This window comes from Imbroritus primus, assembly GCF_964332355.1.
Lineage (GTDB): Bacteria > Pseudomonadota > Gammaproteobacteria > Burkholderiales > Burkholderiaceae > Imbroritus > Imbroritus primus.
Window position 1 is genome coordinate 1,803,120 of the sequence record NZ_OZ201293.1, and the last position, 17,484, is coordinate 1,820,603.

At 63.4% G+C, this 17,484-nt stretch carries 15 protein-coding genes and 1 tRNA gene; 6 read left to right on the top strand and 10 right to left on the bottom strand.

Features of this window, described 5'->3' with window-relative positions:
- Positions 1–41 precede the first annotated feature (41 nt).
- The gene (locus ACQ3C8_RS08240) at positions 42–1,058 is read left to right on the top strand and encodes a LacI family DNA-binding transcriptional regulator (RefSeq protein WP_428851238.1); all 1,017 of its coding nucleotides are present in this window, start codon (positions 42–44) and stop codon (positions 1,056–1,058) included.
- 18 nt (positions 1,059–1,076) lie between these two features.
- Here ACQ3C8_RS08240 and ACQ3C8_RS08245 read toward each other — a convergent pair whose 3' ends face one another.
- The 8 genes from ACQ3C8_RS08245 to cysS all read right to left on the bottom strand — a co-directional run bounded on the left by ACQ3C8_RS08245 (position 1,077) and on the right by cysS (position 12,014).
- Positions 1,077–2,357, bottom strand: coding sequence for a PepSY-associated TM helix domain-containing protein (locus ACQ3C8_RS08245; protein WP_428851239.1), 1,281 nt, complete (start codon positions 2,355–2,357; stop codon positions 1,077–1,079).
- 13 nt (positions 2,358–2,370) lie between these two features.
- Complete coding sequence (locus ACQ3C8_RS08250; protein ID WP_428851240.1) at positions 2,371–4,560, bottom strand: TonB-dependent receptor; 2,190 nt, start codon at positions 4,558–4,560, stop codon at positions 2,371–2,373.
- An 822-nt stretch (positions 4,561–5,382) separates the two neighbouring features.
- Positions 5,383–5,476: transfer RNA gene (locus ACQ3C8_RS08255), tRNA-Ser, on the bottom strand.
- Positions 5,477–5,572: 96 nt separating this feature from the next.
- Positions 5,573–6,823, bottom strand: a complete 1,251-nt coding sequence (locus ACQ3C8_RS08260) for an aspartate kinase (protein ID WP_009521120.1) — start codon at positions 6,821–6,823, stop codon at positions 5,573–5,575.
- Positions 6,824–7,086: 263 nt separating this feature from the next.
- On the bottom strand, positions 7,087–8,454 hold the full coding sequence (gene tilS, locus ACQ3C8_RS08265; protein ID WP_428851241.1) for a tRNA lysidine(34) synthetase TilS: 1,368 nt from the start codon (positions 8,452–8,454) through the stop codon (positions 7,087–7,089).
- A gap of 142 nt (positions 8,455–8,596) precedes the next feature.
- On the bottom strand, positions 8,597–9,568 hold the full coding sequence (locus tag ACQ3C8_RS08270) for an acetyl-CoA carboxylase carboxyltransferase subunit alpha (protein ID WP_009521122.1): 972 nt from the start codon (positions 9,566–9,568) through the stop codon (positions 8,597–8,599).
- Positions 9,569–9,774: 206 nt separating this feature from the next.
- Entirely contained in the window at positions 9,775–10,626 is an 852-nt protein-coding gene (locus ACQ3C8_RS08275) for a DNA-3-methyladenine glycosylase family protein (RefSeq protein ID WP_428851242.1), read from the bottom strand.
- Positions 10,626–12,014: a cysteine--tRNA ligase gene (gene cysS, locus ACQ3C8_RS08280; protein WP_428851243.1), complete on the bottom strand. Its 1,389-nt coding sequence runs from the start codon at positions 12,012–12,014 to the stop codon at positions 10,626–10,628. The genes ACQ3C8_RS08275 and cysS overlap by 1 nt, the downstream gene beginning before the upstream one ends.
- A gap of 228 nt (positions 12,015–12,242) precedes the next feature.
- On the opposite strand from cysS, the gene ACQ3C8_RS08285 reads away from it, so the two are divergent.
- The 4 genes from ACQ3C8_RS08285 to ACQ3C8_RS08300 are packed head-to-tail and all read left to right on the top strand — an operon-like array spanning position 12,243 to position 14,754.
- Complete coding sequence (locus ACQ3C8_RS08285; RefSeq protein ID WP_428851244.1) at positions 12,243–12,818, top strand: tetratricopeptide repeat protein; 576 nt, start codon at positions 12,243–12,245, stop codon at positions 12,816–12,818.
- Positions 12,819–12,834: 16 nt separating this feature from the next.
- The gene (locus ACQ3C8_RS08290; RefSeq protein WP_428853052.1) at positions 12,835–13,410 is read left to right on the top strand and encodes a peptidylprolyl isomerase; all 576 of its coding nucleotides are present in this window, start codon (positions 12,835–12,837) and stop codon (positions 13,408–13,410) included.
- A gap of 30 nt (positions 13,411–13,440) precedes the next feature.
- Positions 13,441–13,941 carry a peptidylprolyl isomerase gene (locus tag ACQ3C8_RS08295; protein WP_009521127.1) on the top strand — a complete coding sequence of 167 codons (501 nt, stop codon included), beginning with the start codon at positions 13,441–13,443 and terminating at the stop codon, positions 13,939–13,941.
- A 42-nt stretch (positions 13,942–13,983) separates the two neighbouring features.
- A complete protein-coding gene (locus ACQ3C8_RS08300; protein WP_428853053.1) occupies positions 13,984–14,754 on the top strand; it encodes a UDP-2,3-diacylglucosamine diphosphatase in 771 nt (256 codons plus the stop codon).
- Between the two features lie 53 nt (positions 14,755–14,807).
- Here the strand turns inward: ACQ3C8_RS08300 and cysE are convergent, their stop codons facing one another.
- Entirely contained in the window at positions 14,808–15,554 is a 747-nt protein-coding gene (gene cysE / locus ACQ3C8_RS08305) for a serine O-acetyltransferase (protein ID WP_009521129.1), read from the bottom strand.
- A 151-nt stretch (positions 15,555–15,705) separates the two neighbouring features.
- Positions 15,706–16,542 carry an RNA methyltransferase gene (locus ACQ3C8_RS08310; RefSeq protein ID WP_428851245.1) on the bottom strand — a complete coding sequence of 279 codons (837 nt, stop codon included), beginning with the start codon at positions 16,540–16,542 and terminating at the stop codon, positions 15,706–15,708.
- Positions 16,543–16,653: 111 nt separating this feature from the next.
- On the opposite strand from ACQ3C8_RS08310, the gene ACQ3C8_RS08315 reads away from it, so the two are divergent.
- Positions 16,654–17,472 (top strand): inositol monophosphatase family protein, encoded by an 819-nt coding sequence (locus ACQ3C8_RS08315; RefSeq protein ID WP_428851246.1) that lies wholly within the window; start codon positions 16,654–16,656, stop codon positions 17,470–17,472.
- Positions 17,473–17,484: the final 12 nt, after the last annotated feature.

Sequence of the window (17,484 nt, forward strand, 5' to 3'; positions counted from 1 at the left end):
ATAGTCATGACCATCGTTTGCAAAAGGATGTTGGAACGCGCATGGCGGCTGGTTTGAAAGATGTGGCCCGGATGGTCGGAGTCTCGATCAGTACGGTGTCCCGCGCATTGCACCGGCCCGAGATGGTCGACGCGGATACCCGCGAACGCGTCAATGCGGCAGTGAGCGCGCTCGGCTATGTGCCGCAGGGCGTGGGCCGCGCGCTGGTATCGCGCCGCACGTACAGCATCGGCGCGGTGATTCCACGCATCGGTGTCTCGGCGTTCGCACAAACAGTGGAAGCGCTACGCCAGGGCCTCGGCCAGGCCAACTACACCCTGCTTCTCGCACAGCCGCCGCTCAACGAGCAATCCGACCTGCGCCCCCTGCGCCGCCTGATCGAGCGCGGTGTGGATGGCATCGTGCTGCTCGGCAGCGACTGCCCACAAGCCTGGCTGGAAATCATCGAGAAAAATGGCCTGCCCATGACCACGATCTGGGCGGATGCCAGCGATGCGCCGCCTGGCGCGATCGGCTTCGACAACCGCGTTGCCGGACGGCAGGCAGCGGAGCATCTGCTGCAGTTGGGACACCGCGAGTTTGCTTTCATCAGTGGATACCTCGCATCCAACCAGCGTTCGCAGCAGCGTTACCAGGGATTGCTGGAAGCCATCGCCGCGGGCGGTGGCCGGCTGCCGCGCGAGCTTGTGATCGAGGCCGACTATGCATTCTCGGAAGGCTACCGGGCGGCACTCCAGCTACTCGAAAGCGGGCAGCGTTTTACGGCGTTGGTCTGCGGCAACGACTATCTGGCGCTAGGCGCCATGGCAGGACTGCGCGAGCGCGGCCTGCGCATTCCGCACGACATGTCCGTGATTGGCTTCAACGACAGCGAGTTCTCGGCCTTCGTCGACCCGCCGCTGACGACCATCCGTTTTCCGTCGGTCGAGATCGGCACGGCTGCAGCGGAAACCCTGCTGGCTGCCATCGAGGGTGCGGAGCGGATGCCGCCAGCGCTCATGCTGCCGACGACTCTGGTACAGCGCAGTTCAACTGCGCCAGCAGCCACCACACCGTAGCCATCGCGGCAGAGCCAGTCAGCTCCGTTCCAGCACGGGTTTCCAGGACATGCGTCGGGCCTGGCGCCCGCGACGCTTGCGCTCCCAGATGACGATGCCGGTCACTGCCAGCATCACGACCACCAGCCCCATCAACGACATCAGGATACGGCCCGGCAGGCCGAGGATGCGGCCGGAGTGCAGCGGCAGCTGAAGCTGTACGAAGACATCCGCAGCAGTGCCGTGCCACGGCCGATGCATGCCAAGAATCCGTCCGTCTTCGGCGCTGACATAGATATTGGACAACCCCATGCCCATTGCGCCGAGTTCGTTTTCCGGATCGAAGAACGATACGTTGTAGAACGGGAAATCCCCGCCATACCAGATGCCGCCCGGCGGATGCTCGAAGCCCAGGCGCTTGCCTTCTGCCGCAGCAATCTCGATGGCTTGCGCAAAACTCAGCTTGGGCTCGAGATACGTGCCATACGGCGCAGGCTTGAGGGTCTCGTACGGTCCGGGCGTGGTGGTGGATACAGTGGACATCACCGGATAGAACACCTCGCGATACAGGTTCAGCGAGAACGAGGTGAACGCCACGATCAGGATGACGCCCCACGCCCACAATCCACCTGCGCGATGCAGGTCGAAATTGACCTTGTAGCCGCCGGCGCGCCAGCGTACCAGCCACGCGGGTTTCCACCGCGCCAGCCACGAAACGGCGCGCGCACGTAACTGGACTCTGTTCGATTCCGCCGACGACATGCGTCGGCGCAAGCGACTCGGCCATGTCAGGTACATCGCCACAAAGCTGTCGAGAAACCACATTAGCGCCACGCCGCCCATGAGCCAGTATCCCCAGCGGTCCGAGCCAGCGAAGGGCGGAATATGCAGGCTTTCATGGAGATGCCGCAGCCATGGCATGAGGTTGCGCCTGGACAGCGCCACGCTCTTGGAATCGCGATGCCCGGTGATCTGCGCGGACACGGGATCGACAAACACGGTGTTGTAGTCTAGGCGATAAGGCCGGCCCGTGGCCGGATCGATTTTCGCCCGCACCAGGAATGACGCGGCATGTCCCTCTTCCAGGCCCAGCGTCATGTAGCTGACCATCACGCGTGGATCGGCTGCCTCGACCGCCGCAGCCAGCGTATTGGGATGCTGCAGCGGGCCGCGGCCCGGCGTATGCATGATGTCAGCGTTGAGCCACTCGTCGAGTTCATGGTCCCATGAGATGACCGCCCCCGTCAGGCCAGCGACGATCAGGAACAAGGCGATCGAGAGCCCGAGCCAGCGATGGACGATGGTCCAGAATGCGCGCACTGCAACCATCTCCTCAGAAATCGAGCGTGGCCGTCAGTGCCACCGTACGCGGCGCAGATTGCACCAAATAATTGGAACCCGGGAAGCCGCCGACCGAGGCCCAGTAGTTTTTGCCGAATACATTATCCACACGGGCCCGCAGGGTCAGCAGACGCGCCTGCCCGATTGGTACCAGATAGCGCATGCCGAGATCCGTGCGCGTCCAGCTGGAGACAGACAAGGTATTGGCGGCATTGGCAAACTGGCTCGAGGTATGGACGACGCGCGCATTGACGGCCAGCCCTCGTACGCCGGGCACATCCCAGTCGGCGCCCAGGCTCAGCTGCCGTTTCGGCACACCAATAGCATAGCGGCCATCGTTGATGCCACCCGGCGTGCTTTCCTGCTTGGCAGACAGCAGCGTCAGTCCGCCCAGCAGGCGCAAACCCTTGAACAGCTCGCCATAGACCGAGAGCTCGGCGCCGCGGTTGCGCTGCTTGCCATACTCATCGAACACCTGGTTGACGACATAGGCCGATGGCTTGTCGGTAGTGAACAGCGCCAGGCCCGCACCGACGCGCTGTCCTTCCCACTTGGCGCCAATCTCCTTCTGCTTGGTGCGATACGGAGCAAATACTTGGCCGGCGTTGACGACCGGTTGCCCGTTGGCGCTGGCCGGCGCAACTTCGCCCTTGGCCAGTCCTTCAATGTAGTTCGCATACAGGGACCAACCGGCCGCCGGCTTGAACACAACGCCCATGGCCGGCGTCACGCGCGACTTGCTGTAGGAATCAGCCAGCGCGCCCGTGCCATAGTTGTAGCTGTTCTGCTTGATGGTCTGGTGACGCAAGCCCAGCGTCACCAGCACGCGATCGTCGAGGAAGGACATCGTATCGGCCAGCGCCACGCTGCGATGCGTGACATCGCCGACCCGCAGGGGATTGTTCAGGTCACCGCCGAACATCGTCAACGCCGGGGCCAAGGATACTGTCGGGTTGTAGAGGTTATTCAGGACACTGGCGCCGCCCATGCCCCAGGCATTGCGCTCCTCGGCGTCATAGACCATGGCCGACGCCGTGACCTGGTGACCCACCGGGCCGGTTGCGAAGGCACCGCGGATACCGATCTCGCCGGTCTTGATATTGTCTTCCCGGCGATTGTCAAAACGACGACCGGTACTGTCGCCAGCCGCATTCTGGATGCTCAGCGAAGACAGGGAGTTGCTTTCCTTGCCCTGACGAATGCCGCCCGCCGCCCAGGCTGTCAGGCCGGGGACGATATCCCATTCACCACGCACCGTGCCGAACAGGTCCTTCTCGCTCGAATAGGTCCATGGCTGGGCATAGTTGCGGCGGGCCTCCGGCACGGCGGGAATGAAGGCGCCGGGGGTCACGCTGGGGCGCCCGGCCTGCAGCTCGTTGTCCTGATAACCGAGGTCCGCGGAAAGGCGCACGTCGCGGCTGCGCCAGTCGACGCCCAGGGAAAACATGGTCAGTTCGCGGCTTTCGCCATCGATTGCCGTATCGCCATCGCGGCGCACGGCGTTCAGGCGCACGCCGGCACTCTCGTTGGGACCGAAGCGACGCGACAGATCGATTGCGCCGAATACCTGCCCTCCAGTTTGTACGCCCGCGCTGACCTGCGACAGAGGTTCCGCGCTAGCGCGCTTGGGCAGCAGGTTCACCGAACCGCCCAGACCCGAACCACCAGGCGCCGCGCCATTCAAGAACGCATTGGCCCCCAGCAGGACCTCGACGCGCTCGAAGAATTCCGAGGCCACATACTGGCGCGGCAACATCCCGTACAAGCCGTTGTAGGCAATATCATCGGAATACAGCGGAAAACCGCGCACCACATAGACTTCCTGGAAATTCCCAAAGCCGCGCGCCTGCCGGACCGAGGGATCGTTCAGCAGCACATCAGCCACGCTCTGTGCCTGCTGGTCGGCGATCAGTTCGCGCGTATAGCTCTTGATGTTGAACGGCGTATCCATGACATCCTGCGTGCCCAGCACGCCCACCCGGCTACCGCGTGCCACCTGCCCGCCAGCGAATGGCTTGGCCAGGCCGCCCGCCGAGGCATCCGCGCTGGCTTCGACCGTCACGGTCTCCAGCTCGGCCACGGGCGTGTCCGGACGGCCAGGCTGCCCTTGGGCAAAAGCAGCGCATGAGGTCAGTGCCGTGATGGCAAGTGTGATTGGCCGGCGGGAAAGAGCAGTCGACATGGCATCCAGTAATAATGAGAACAATTATCACTATCATATCGCTATTCGACGAGGAATCAAACCCCGCGCGTCTCGTCGGTGTCCAGATTCCGGCGCCTCTCTAAATGGCCTGCCCCAGATTACATGGAGACGCCTCTCCAACAGTTGCGCCGCTCATGTCTGCTCATGTAATGACGGCGGCGCCAGCGCGGCAAAGGCACCGGCTGACGGGCAGCAGCCTCCTCGGCAACTGTTTCCTTGCCCCGCATACCACAGGCTGTTCCAACGGAGCCTGACGCGCTCCTGAAACGACTGCGCGAAACCGGCCTCAGACGCTGCGGTACATCGGACGTACCGGCTTCCGATTGCCGCCCACGAATGAAGGACAACACCGCCACGCCAGCAAAAATCAGTGCAGGGATCCACACCAGTGCCCGAATCATTTGCGCAAGCGGCACCAGAACCGAATTCGCTGCCAGGGTCGCCTGCAGAATGTCATGACCGACAATGTATCCCCCCACCGCAAATGCTACCGCCACCCACCAAGGTGCACGCAACAAAATCTCGATGACGGATGGTTCGTGCCGGCGACGCCCCATGTCTTTCCCCGTTTTTAGTCGTTTTTTGTAGTCGCGTGTGCTGTACAGCGCGCGACAACATCAATCTGATCGGGTCGACACAAAGTGGCAACTCCACCTTGATGAGGCATCATGTTTCGCACGCAGGACGTCTCTGGGTCTCGCATGGTCCCCGCGCCTGCAAAATGGAGGGCAACACGAAAACACGACAACCCAAAACGAAAAAGCCGCAACCCTTACAGGTAGCGGCTTTCGCGTGTTGCCTTGGCGGAGACGGAGGGATTCGAACCCTCGATACAGGTTTTGGCCCGTATGCTCCCTTAGCAGGGGAGTGCCTTCGACCTCTCGGCCACGTCTCCGGAAACAGATGCTGCGTGGCTTTTGCAGCGCAGCGAAGCCCGAATTCTAGCGGGTCGGGCGCGCCCGGTCAATCAACTCGGCGCATTCCGCGCAAATCATTCCTGCTCGAGCTCGAAGGCCTTGTGCAGGGCGCGAACGGCAAGCTCCATGTACTTCTCGTCAATCACCACCGAGATCTTGATCTCCGAAGTGGAGATCATCTGGATGTTGATGCCCTCTTCCGACAGCGTACGGAACATCTTGCTGGCGATGCCGACATGCGAACGCATGCCCACGCCAACGACCGAAACCTTGGAGACCTTGGGGTCGCCCGTGATGTTGCCGGCGCCGATATGCGTCTTGACGTCGCCATTGAGGATGTTCAGCGCAGCCTGGTATTCGGCGCGCGGCACGGTGAAGGTGAAATCGGTCTTGCCGTCGACAGACTGGTTCTGGATGATCATGTCGACGTCGATATTGGCCTCAGCCACCGGACCGAGGATCTGGTAGGCGATGCCCGGACGGTCAGGGACGCCGATCACGGTGATCTTGGCTTCGTCGCGGGAGAAGGCGATGCCGGAGATAACGGCTGCTTCCATGGTGGGATCTTCCTCAAAAGTAATCAGCGTACCCGACTGCATTTCGGTTTCAACCGGGATCATCGGGTCGGTCAGGGACGACAGCACACGGGTCTTCACGTGGTACTTGCCGGCGAACTCCACGGAGCGGATTTGCAGCACCTTGGAGCCCAGGCTGGCCATTTCCAGCATTTCCTCGAAGGTCACGCGGTTCAGGCGGCGGGCTTCTTCGACCACGCGCGGGTCGGTGGTGTACACGCCGTCCACGTCGGTGTAGATGAGGCACTCATCGGCCTTGATGGCGGCAGCGACGGCCACGGCGGAGGTGTCGGACCCCCCCCGGCCGAGCGTGGTGATGTTGCCCTTCTCGTCCACGCCCTGGAAGCCGGTGATGATAACCACGCGGCCCGCATCCAGGTCGCCAAGAATGCGCTTGTCGTCGATCGACTCGATGCGCGCCTTGGTGTAGGCGGAGTTCGTGCGCACCGGCACTTGCCAGCCGGCGTAGCTGACCGCGCCAAGGCCTTCGGCCTGCAGGGCAAGCGACAGGAGGCCAACGCTGACCTGCTCGCCGGTCGAGGCGATCATGTCGAGTTCGCGGGGATTGGGCTGCGCCGAAATCTCGCGCGCCAGGCCCAGCAGCCGGTTGGTTTCCCCCGACATGGCGGAAGGAACCACCACCACGCGGTGACCGGCGCGATGCCATTTGGCGACGCGCTTCGCGACATTCTTGATGCGTTCGACAGAACCCATCGAAGTGCCGCCGTATTTATGAACGATGAGTGCCATGAATGTACGCGCAGACGAATAATGAAAAACCCCTAAAAATACCATGCAGGGGCCCGTCTGGCAAGGCGTGGCGCGGCCTGGAGGCGGTATCGCGAGGTTTCGGCATCGCTGCGACGCGCCGTACGGCGTGTACAGTCGGCGGCTGCCTGTTGCCGGACACATCTGCCGCTGCACGGACGGATGCGGTCCGCTTCGCTTTCGGGGCTCCACCATCTGGCAGGGGCCGCTTGACTTGACTGTGATAGCGCTTTCCTGTGCGGGACTTAGTCAGGATCGGGGATCCAGTCGATGCGCCAGCGCGGCTGCTTGCCCACCGCAAGCGGATCAAGGGTGTCGAGCGGCCGGTGGTTGAGGCCAATGCCAGCCACGAACAGCAGCTCCCCGCCCTGCCACAGCAATGGCATCCACAGCCGCTCCCACGGTGCGATGCCGGCATCCTGCCACGCCTGCTTGAGTCCACGGCGGTGGGCGCCCGGCGCAACAGCGATCCGTTCTGCGCCGGCCCGGGGGCGCAATTCAAGCGGCTGGCGCAACCAAGATTCCGGCACGCCAGCAGGATCGGGGCTAAAGACCAGCGTGCCGTGCCACGGCGCCACATGCGTCTCCCGCTCGCCATTCCAGGCGCCCGCCATTGGCCGGTCAGGCGGCTCGCCACGCTCGCGGGCAAGCATGGCGAGCCCGCGATACCGATACATCACCCAGCCCGGCAACCGGACGGCAACCTGCGCTTCGATGGAGGCGCCAAACAGCTGGGCACAGGCCTCCACGATCCACGCGGCGGACGGAGGGCGGCCGGTACGCTGCTCCACCCATCGGCGTAGCAGCAGCTTGCGGCGTGGCATCGACAAGGCAGTGAGATGGTCGAGCCGGAGTCCGCGTGGCGTCAACGCCGCTCGCAAATCCGCCTCGGCCAGGGCCTCCAGCAGTTCGGATGCTTCTGCCAGATGTGCGGCGGCGCGGGCGATGCCGCTTCGATACCCCGGATGAACCGCGGCCAGCCCTGGCAACAACTGACGCAAGGCGTTGCGTGCAAAGCGCGGATCATCGTTGGATTCGTCATCGACCCAGGTGATGCCATGCTGCCGGGCGAGGGCCTCGATGGCCGTACGCGGCACGTCCAGCCAGGGCCGCAGCAGTGTGATGCCGTGCAGATTGCGTTGCGGCCCCATGGCCGCGAGGCCGTCCACCCCTGCCCCGCGCACGAGTTGCAGCAACAGGGTCTCGATCTGGTCGTCCTGGTGATGGGCCGTCATCAAGGCCGTCACACCATGGCGGCGGCACAGGTCGCCGAGCGCCGTATAGCGCTGTTCGCGCGCCACGGCTTCCAGGCTTTCGCCGCCGGCGCGCTGGATGGCGACGCGATGCGCTTCGAACGGCACGCTTAGGCGCGCGCATTCGGCGGCACAGAATTCCAGCCATTGATCGGCGTGGGGACTGAGCCCATGGTGGACATGGAAGGCGTGCAGCTCGAATGCAGCCTCCTGCGAGCGCAGCAGCGCCACCATGACGTGCAGCAGCACCATCGAGTCACGGCCACCGGAGAGTGCGACCGCAACGCTCAGCAACGCCCCTGCCTGCCTGCCCGCTTCTGGATCCGTGATGAGGGAAACCGGCTCGCTGCCTGCAGGCATATCAGGACGCAAAAAAGCCGCGCGCGTCAGCAGACTGCGTGCGGCTTTTTGGGCGAGAGGTGAGTCGAGCAAGGTTGGCGAAACAGATACGGCGGACACAGCGATTCCGGTGCGCATGGCGCGGTCGTCAACCCGGCACGCGTCAGCTGCGCGCGCCTGCCTCCTTGTACTTGCCATATGCCATGAGGCGTTCATGGCGGCGGGCCTGCAGCTCCTTCACGCTCAGCCCCTGCAACTGGCGCAGCGACTCGGCGAGCGAACGCTTGAGCATGGTGGCCATGCCCTTGGGGTCGCGATGCGCGCCGCCCAGCGGTTCGTTGACGATCTTGTCGATCAGGCCGAGCGCCTTGAGGCGGTGCGCCGTCAGGCCGAGCGCTTCTGCAGCCTCGGGCGCCTTCTCGGCCGTCTTCCAGAGAATGGAGGCACAACCTTCGGGAGAAATCACTGCGTAGGTGGCGAATTGCAGCATCGCCACGCTGTCGCCCACGGCGATCGCCAGCGCGCCGCCCGAGCCGCCTTCGCCGATGATGGTGGCGATCAGGGGCACCTTGAGGCCAGCCATGACGTAGAGATTGTGGCCGATGGCTTCCGACTGGCCGCGCTCTTCTGCATCGATGCCGGGGAAAGCGCCCGGGGTGTCGACAAAGGTGAAGATCGGCAGGCCAAACTTGTCGGCCAGTTCCATCAGGCGCTTGGCCTTGCGGTAACCCTCGGGCTTGGACATGCCGAAATTGCGCATGGCGCGCTCTTTCGTATCGCGGCCCTTCTGGTGGCCGATGACCATGCACGCCTGGCCGTTGAAACGGGCCATGCCGCCCACAATGGACAGGTCGTCCGCAAAGGCACGGTCGCCATGGAGCTCATGGAAATCCGTGAAGATTTCGCGAACGTAGTCGAGCGTGTATGGGCGTTGCGGGTGGCGGGCGATCTGCGCGACCTGCCAGGGGGTCAGGTTGGCGTAGATGTCCTTGGTAAGCTGCTGGCTCTTGCCTGCCAGCCGCGAGATTTCTTCGGAGATATCGACGGCCGAGTCGTCCTGCACGAAGCGCAGTTCCTCGATCTTGGATTCGAGTTCGGCAATCGGTTGTTCAAAGTCAAGGAAGGTGGTTTTCATCGTTCTGCCAAGGCCTCCCAACAGGTATCCATTAGGCGGCGAATTCTACCGGATTTTTGGAAGCCGCTGCAAAAAGTGTCAGCGGCGCTCTAGGGGCGGTTTCAAAATGAAGCGAAGCGGCTCTGGCCAGGCACCTGGCCGCAGATGGTACGCACGGTACGGCAAAGCTCCGCAATCACGCGTGAATCATGTTGAAGCCGCCTCGTTCAATACAGCACGGGCGTCGGTTCGAGGCTGCGCCACAGGTACCAGGTTGCCACGGTGCGCCACGGCTCCCAATTGGCGGCTACTTCACGGGCCTCGCTTCGGGTGACGGGTTCGCCACTGAAATAGTTGACGGAGATCGCCTTGATCAGCCCCAGATCGTCCAGCGGCAGCACGTTCGGGCGCATCAGGTTGAACATCAGGAACATTTCCGCCGTCCAGCGGCCGATGCCGCGAATCTGCACCAGTTCGGCAATGACGTCCTCGTCGTCCATCGTCGCCCAGTCGGCTACATGCAGATGGCCAGCCTTGAAGTGACTGGCGAGATCAAGGATGTATTCAGCCTTGCGCTTGGACAATCCACACGCGGCAAGTTTCTCCGGCCCCGCCCGCAGCATCTGCGCCGGCGTAAGCTTGGGGCAGGCGGCGGCCACACGCTCCCAGACGGCATGCGCCGCCTTGACCGAGATCTGCTGCCCCACCACGGAACGTGCCAGCGTGACGAACGGATCACCACGGGACACGAGATGCGCCGGGCCATAGGCCGGGATGATCTTGCGCAGGATGCGGTCGCGCTTCATCAGGTCCTGGCAGGCTTCGTCCCAGTATGGCGGGCGCACAGCCGCGTTGAGGTCGACCACGGGATCGGCCACCGGCTTGCGCGCCTTGCGGCTGACCGCTTTCTCCTGTTCCACTATCTGCGCAGGCGTCTCGGCCGCGCCACCGCTGGGCACCAGTCCCACCCTGGGCGCACGCTGCGCCGGCGCCTTGCGCGCGGGTGATGCGGCACGCTTGGCCGCCACTTTCTTCGCTGGTGCTGTCGCGGTCTTCTTGCTTGCTGCAGTAGCAGCCATCAGCTCCGCCTCCATTCAGTCACGCCACCCGGCTTGTCCTCCAGTACCACACCGGCACTCAGCAGCGCCGCACGAATGCGGTCTGCTTCGGCGAAGTCGCGCGCCTGCTTGGCGGCGCGTCGCGCTTCGATCTGCGCTTCAATCTCGGCAGGCTGCAGGCCATCGGCAGCAACTGCGCCATGGAGGAAATCCTGGGGAGCGCGATCCAGCAGACCGAGCACCTGCGCCAGACCGGCAAGCTGGCGGGCCAGCGCACCGGAGCGCGACTTGTTCACTTCACCGGCGAGTTCGAACAGCACGGCGATGGCGAGCGGCGAATTGAAGTCATCGTTCATTGCCGCGGCGAACCGCGCTGCGTGGGCCTCGTCCCAGTCCAATGGCTGACCATCGGGCTGCACATCCTTGAGCGCAGTGTAGAGACGCGTGAGCGAGGCCTTGGCGTCATCAAGATTGGCGTTCGAATAGTGCAGCTCGCTGCGGTAGTGAGCACGCAGGATAAAAAAGCGCACAACTTCAGCATCGTACACCTTCAGCACATCGCGAATGGTAAAGAAGTTGCCGAGTGACTTCGACATCTTCTCGTCGTTCACGCGCACGAAGCCATTGTGCATCCACAGATTCACAAAGGTCTGGCCGCTTGCGCCTTCCGATTGCGCAATCTCGTTTTCGTGATGCGGGAACTGCAGGTCAGCCCCGCCACCGTGGATGTCGAAGTGTTCGCCCAGCAGCGCGCAGCTCATGGCTGAACATTCGATATGCCAGCCCGGACGACCCTTGCCCCAGCGGGAATCCCACTTGGTTTCGTCGGGTTCGCTTTCCTTGGCGGACTTCCACAATACGAAATCGAGCGGATCATGCTTGGCGTCATTCGATGCTACGCGTTCGCCGGCACGCAGGTCTTCCAGGCTCTTGCCGGACAGCTTGCCGTAACCGGCAAACTTGCGCACCGCATAGTTCACATCGCCATCGCTGGCCTGGTAGGCCAGGCCGTTGTCGGCCAGACGGTCGATGATGCCAAGCATCTGCGGGATATACTGGGTCGCACGCGGTTCGTGATCAGGACGCTGCACGCCGAGCGCATCGGCGTCCTCATGCATGAAGCCGATGAAGCGGCCCGTCAGCTCACCGATGGTTTCGCCGTTGTCCACGGCGCGCCGGATGATCTTGTCGTCGATGTCCGTGATGTTGCGCACATAGGTCACCGCATAGCCGCTAGCGCGCAGCCAGCGCTGTACCATGTCGAACACCACCATGACGCGCGCATGGCCGACGTGGCAGTAGTCGTAGACCGTCATGCCGCACACATACATCCTCACCTTGCCGGGTTCGATGGGAACAAAAGGCTGCTTCTCTCGCGCCAGCGTGTTGTAGATGATCAGTGATTGCATGGATGGAAATCAGACGACGAAATGGAAAGCATGCGCAACGGAATGCATCGCTGCGCGCCGCAGCGGGAGATCCTGCCGCTGCATGCGGTCAGGAGACAGTTTCAAAATGAAGCCAGGCGGCACGGCCGGGCCGCCACATGACGCCCAACCGGAAATCATTTTGAAACCGTCCCCAAGCGCTTTGCTAGAATGCAGCGCAGTATAACGGAACCTAACCGAGTCTTCTTCATGCGCTTCAAGCAAATCCTCGCTGCACTGTGCCTGGCAACCCTGCCGGCTGGCATGCTGATGGCACAGGGAATTCCGGCGAAATCGGCCAAGGCAGCGGACCATGGCGTGCCTGTGGCTTCGCTGGACCCGGGCATGGATGTCGCCGAACGGCAGCTTGCCGAACGGGATTACACCGCCGCGCTGGCCAGCTACGAGCGCGTGCTGGCAGCCAACCCGCGCAATGTACAGGCCCGCTTCCAGCGTGGCGTCGCCCTTAATTCGCTGAACCGTACCGACGAAGCCGTAGCCGCCTTCGAAAGCCTGACCCAGGATTTCCCCGACCTGCCGGAACCCTACAACAACCTGGCCATGATCCGTGTCAAGCGCGGCGATCTGGCCGGCGCACAGCAAGCGCTGCAGATGGCCGTACGTCTGCGCCCCGACTTCACCGTGGCGAACGGCAACCTCGCCACCGTTCATCTGCTGCAGGCGCGCCGCGCGCTAGAGCAGGTCACGCGCGCAGCGCCCGGCAATACCGGCGCGGCCCAGCGCCTGCGGGCTCTCAATGAACTGCTGGGCGCCGAAGCGCCCTGACCTGCCATTACCGATGATGACATTTCTGCCAAAATCCTTTCTTGCTGCCCTGGCGCTGACGCTGTGCATCAGCGGCAGCGCGCTGGCTGCCGCGCTGCCCAAGGTCCAGTTCACGACGAGTGCGGGCAGCTTCACGGTCGAGCTGTATCCGGACAAGGCGCCGCACACGGTGGCGAACTTTCTCGCTTACGTGAAGAGCGGGCACTACAACGGCACGCTGTTCCATCGCGTCATCGATGGCTTCATGATCCAGGGTGGCGGCTTCGATAAAGAGATGCGCCAGAAACCCACGCAGCCGCCGATCCCGCTAGAGGCCCGTAACGGCCTGAAGAACAGTACCGGCATGGTGGCAATGGCACGCACCGATGAGCCGGACTCCGCGACATCCCAGTTCTTCATCAATGTCGTCGACAACCGCAACCTTGACTACCCGCTGCCGGATGGACACGGCTATGCCGTCTTCGGCAAGGTGGTGGATGGCATGGCAACGGTCCACAAGATCCGCGCGGTCCGTACGATGCGAACGGGCCCGATGAAAGACATGCCGGTCACGCCGGTCGTGATCGAATCCGCCAAACTTCTCTCCAAGTAATCTCCTCAGTTATTCAATCAAGGAATCCCCATGGCTACCGTACAACTGCACACCAACCACGGCGTTATCACCCTGGCGCTGAATGCCGAAAAAGCGCCGAAGACGGTGGAGAACTTCCTCTCGTACGTGCGCAAGGGCCACTACAGCAATACGATCTTTCACCGCGTGATCAAGGGCTTCATGATCCAGGGCGGCGGTTTCGAGCCGGGCATGAAGCAGAAGGAAGTGGATGCACCGATCGAGAACGAAGCCGGCAACGGCCTCAAGAACACCCGCGGCGCCATCGCCATGGCCCGCACGAACGCGCCGCACTCGGCCAGCGCGCAGTTCTTCATCAATACCGTCGACAATGACTTCCTGAATTTCACCTCGCCCACGCCCGCAGGCTTCGGCTACGCCGTGTTCGGCGAAGTCACCGACGGCATGGACGTGGTCGACAAGATCCGCGCCGTGCGCACTGGCAGCAGCGGCTTCCACCAGGATGTACCACTGGAAGACGTCATCATCGAAAAAGCGGTGATCGTCGAGTAAGCAGCGCATCGCTTGCTGCATACCCAATCCGCCTCTGCAGCCATGACACCGGCCCCGCTTGTACTGCCCGGGCCGGTGTTGTTCATTTCGGACCTGCACCTGACACCCGCCATGCCGCGCACACTGGCGGCCTTCCAGGGTTTTCTCGACAGCGTCGTCGACGATGCGCGCGCACTCGTAATCCTCGGGGATTTCTTCGAATTCTGGGTCGGCGACGACGAGCGCCACGACCCGTTCAACCAGCGCGTGATCGCGCTGCTGCGGCAGGCCTCGGAACGCGGGCTAGCGCTATACCTGATGCACGGCAACCGCGACTTTCTGCTGGGCCAGACCTTCGCCCGGGATGCAGGACTGACCCTGCTACCGGACCCGGTCTGCATCGAGACCGAGGGGCACCGCGTGCTGCTCAGCCATGGCGACATCATGTGCACGGACGACATCCCGTACATGCGCTTTCGCCACTGGACCCGCAAGCCCTGGGTGCAACGGCTGTTTCTCGCGCTGCCGCTGGCATGGCGCCTGAAGATCGCCCGCCGCCTGCGTGCCGACAGCGAAGCCGGACGTGCCGGCGGCACGCGCATGCAGGGGGATGTCACGACTATCGGCGTCGATGCCATGCTGAAGCCTGGCACAGGCCAGACGCTGATTCATGGCCACACGCACCGACCACGCCGCCATGACGAAGCCGGCGGCGAACGCTGGGTGCTCAGTGACTGGGATTTTGATGGACCGCTGGTCCGCGCCGATGCGCTACGTCTCGACGCACGCGGCCTGCAACGCGTGCCGCTGGCCGAGCGCCTGCGCGCCAAGTAGCGCGCGTCAGAATATCTCTCGCGGCGCTCTGGCGCGAGGCGGCAAGCCGCGTCTCAGCGCAGCATCTTCTTCAATTCACCTGCATCGAACGGATCGTTCGGCGAATTTTCCAGGTGCGCGCCAAGGTGGTCCAGCGCATCGAGGATGGCATTGATGCGCGCCGTCTGCGCTTCGGAATGGTCGATCAGGCTTTTCAGAGCCAGCGACACCGGATCATCGGCATTCGGCGTGATGCCGTAGGCCGAGAATTCGGTTTTCTTGCCGCTGTCGCTCGCGGGCGGACTGTCCGGCAGGATGATGCGCGCGGGAATGCCCACCGCCGTTGCCCCGGGCGGCACCGGCTTGAGCACCACGGCGTTCGAACCCACGCGCGCGCCATCGCCCACCACGAAGCCGCCAAGCACTTTCGCGCCAGCACTGACCACGACGCCGGTGCCCAGCGTCGGGTGACGCTTTTCGCCCTTGTAGAGCGACGTACCGCCCAGCGTCACACCCTGGTAGATCGTGCAATCGTCACCGATGTCGGCGGTCTCGCCGATCACCACGCCCATGCCGTGGTCGATGAATACGCGCCGCCCGACGCGCGCCCCGGGATGGATCTCGATGCCAGTGAAGAAGCGGCCCAGGTGCGACACGAACCGGCCGAGCCATTTGAAGCCCATGTTCCAGCAGCCGTGCGCCAGACGATGGAACAGCACCGCATGCAGGCCGGGGTAACAGGTCAACACCTCGAGCCGGCTGCGGGCCGCGGGATCGCGGTTCATGATGGCGTCGATGTCTTCCTTAAGGCGTGTGAACATTGGGTGCAATCGTATGGAGTCGGAAAGAAATGGCGCGCCGCGCCGAGGCGGCTGCCAAGATGAAAGTGTAAGAGATTCCCCGCCGGCGTGCAGGCGTGCGCACGTTCTTGCCGCACGCTCCTGCCTCATTTGCCGGTCACCGGCCGGACATCTAGCGCGAACCGTTCTCCCGGCGTTCATGCAGCAGGATATGCTTGGCAATGCCGCGCAGGATATTGACCTCCTCGGCTTCGAGACCGGTCCGCGCCAGCAGCCGCCGCAGGCGCGGCATCAATCGCTTGGGCTGGGCCGGGTCGAGAAAACCGATCTCCACCAGGGCCTGCTCGAGATGCTCAAACATGCCCTCGATCTGCTCGGCGGTGGCGGGCACACCCTGGAAGCCGACGTCCTGCGTGGCCGGCGCCGTGGCGCCATGTACCGCCAAGCGCAGCTCATAGGCCATCAGCTGCACCGCCTGGGACAGGTTCAGCGAGGCATAGTCGGGATTGGCCGGAATATGCGTGATGAGGCTACAGCGCTCCACGATCTCGTTCGGCAACCCGGTACGCTCATTGCCAAAGATGAACGCGGCGCAAGCTTCCGGCGCCTGCAGTTGGGCCACGGCCTGGGCCACCGCCTCACGCGGCGCCAGGCGCACCGGCCCGAATTCCCGTGGGCGTGCCGACAACGCCACGGTCAGCGTCGCGCCTGCGAGAGCTTCGTCGATATGATCGACAAGGCACGCACTCGCCAGTACATCGTCCGCGCCACTGGCCATTGCCACGGCCTCGGGATGGCGCAGCACATCAGGATCCCGGGGAGACACCAGCACCAGGCTGCGCGGCGCAAGGCCCAGCCCCATGGTCTTGAGCGCACGCGCCACCGAGCCGACATTGCCGGGATGGCTGGTTTCGACCAATACGAAACGACAAAGCGACAGCGGGTAACGCGCCAGCGCCGCGGAATCTGGGGGGCCAGAGGCCAGGCTCGTCGGAGTGTCCGGGTTCATATACAATAACGGCTATTAAACGCGATGCGGCCTCGGCGCGCAGCGCTTGCTCTTATACAACTCGTTGTGCTGTTTTCGGCCCTCGGCAAACGCGGGCCTGGAGAAGTGTCGATGCATCCCATGCTGAATATCGCCGTCAAGGCGGCCCGCAAGGCGGGCAACATCATCAATCGTGCCTCGCTCGATGTCGAGCAGGTGCGCGTTACGCGCAAGCAGCACAACGATTTCGTCACCGAGGTCGACAAAGCGGCAGAGCACGCCATTCTCGACGTCCTCCGTACCGCCTACCCCGATCACGCCATTCTAGCCGAAGAATCCGGCCAGTCCTGGCAGGAAGGCGAAACCCCGCACGAGTACACCTGGGTCATCGACCCGCTCGACGGCACCACCAACTTCATCCACGGTTTTCCGCAGTACTGCGTGTCGATCGGCCTGCTGCACAAGGGCATGCCCTTCCAGGCTGTGGTATACGACCCGACGCGCGACGAACTTTTCACCGCCAGCAAGGGCGGCGGCGCCTTCCTGAACAGCCGCCGCATCCGTGTCACGCGCCGCGACCGCCTCGCCGACTGCCTGATCGGCACAGGTTTCCCGTTCCGCGATGGCGACGATCTCCCTGCCTACATGCAGATGTTCGAAGTCATGTCGCGCAATTGCGCGGGCCTGCGCCGTCCGGGCGCGGCCGCGCTGGATCTCGCCTACGTGGCGTGCGGACGGCTCGACGGCTTTTTCGAGCGTGGTCTGAATCCGTGGGACATGGCAGCCGGCGCACTGCTGATCACCGAAGCCGGCGGCCTGATCGGCAACTTCAATGGCGAAGCGCACTTCATGGAACAGGGTGAGGTGATGGCCGGCACGCCGAAGATCTTCGTGCAGATGCTGAAGCTGCTGAGCGAGCATTCGCTCGACCGCGTGCGCAAGCCGGCCTGAGGTGGGCCCGGG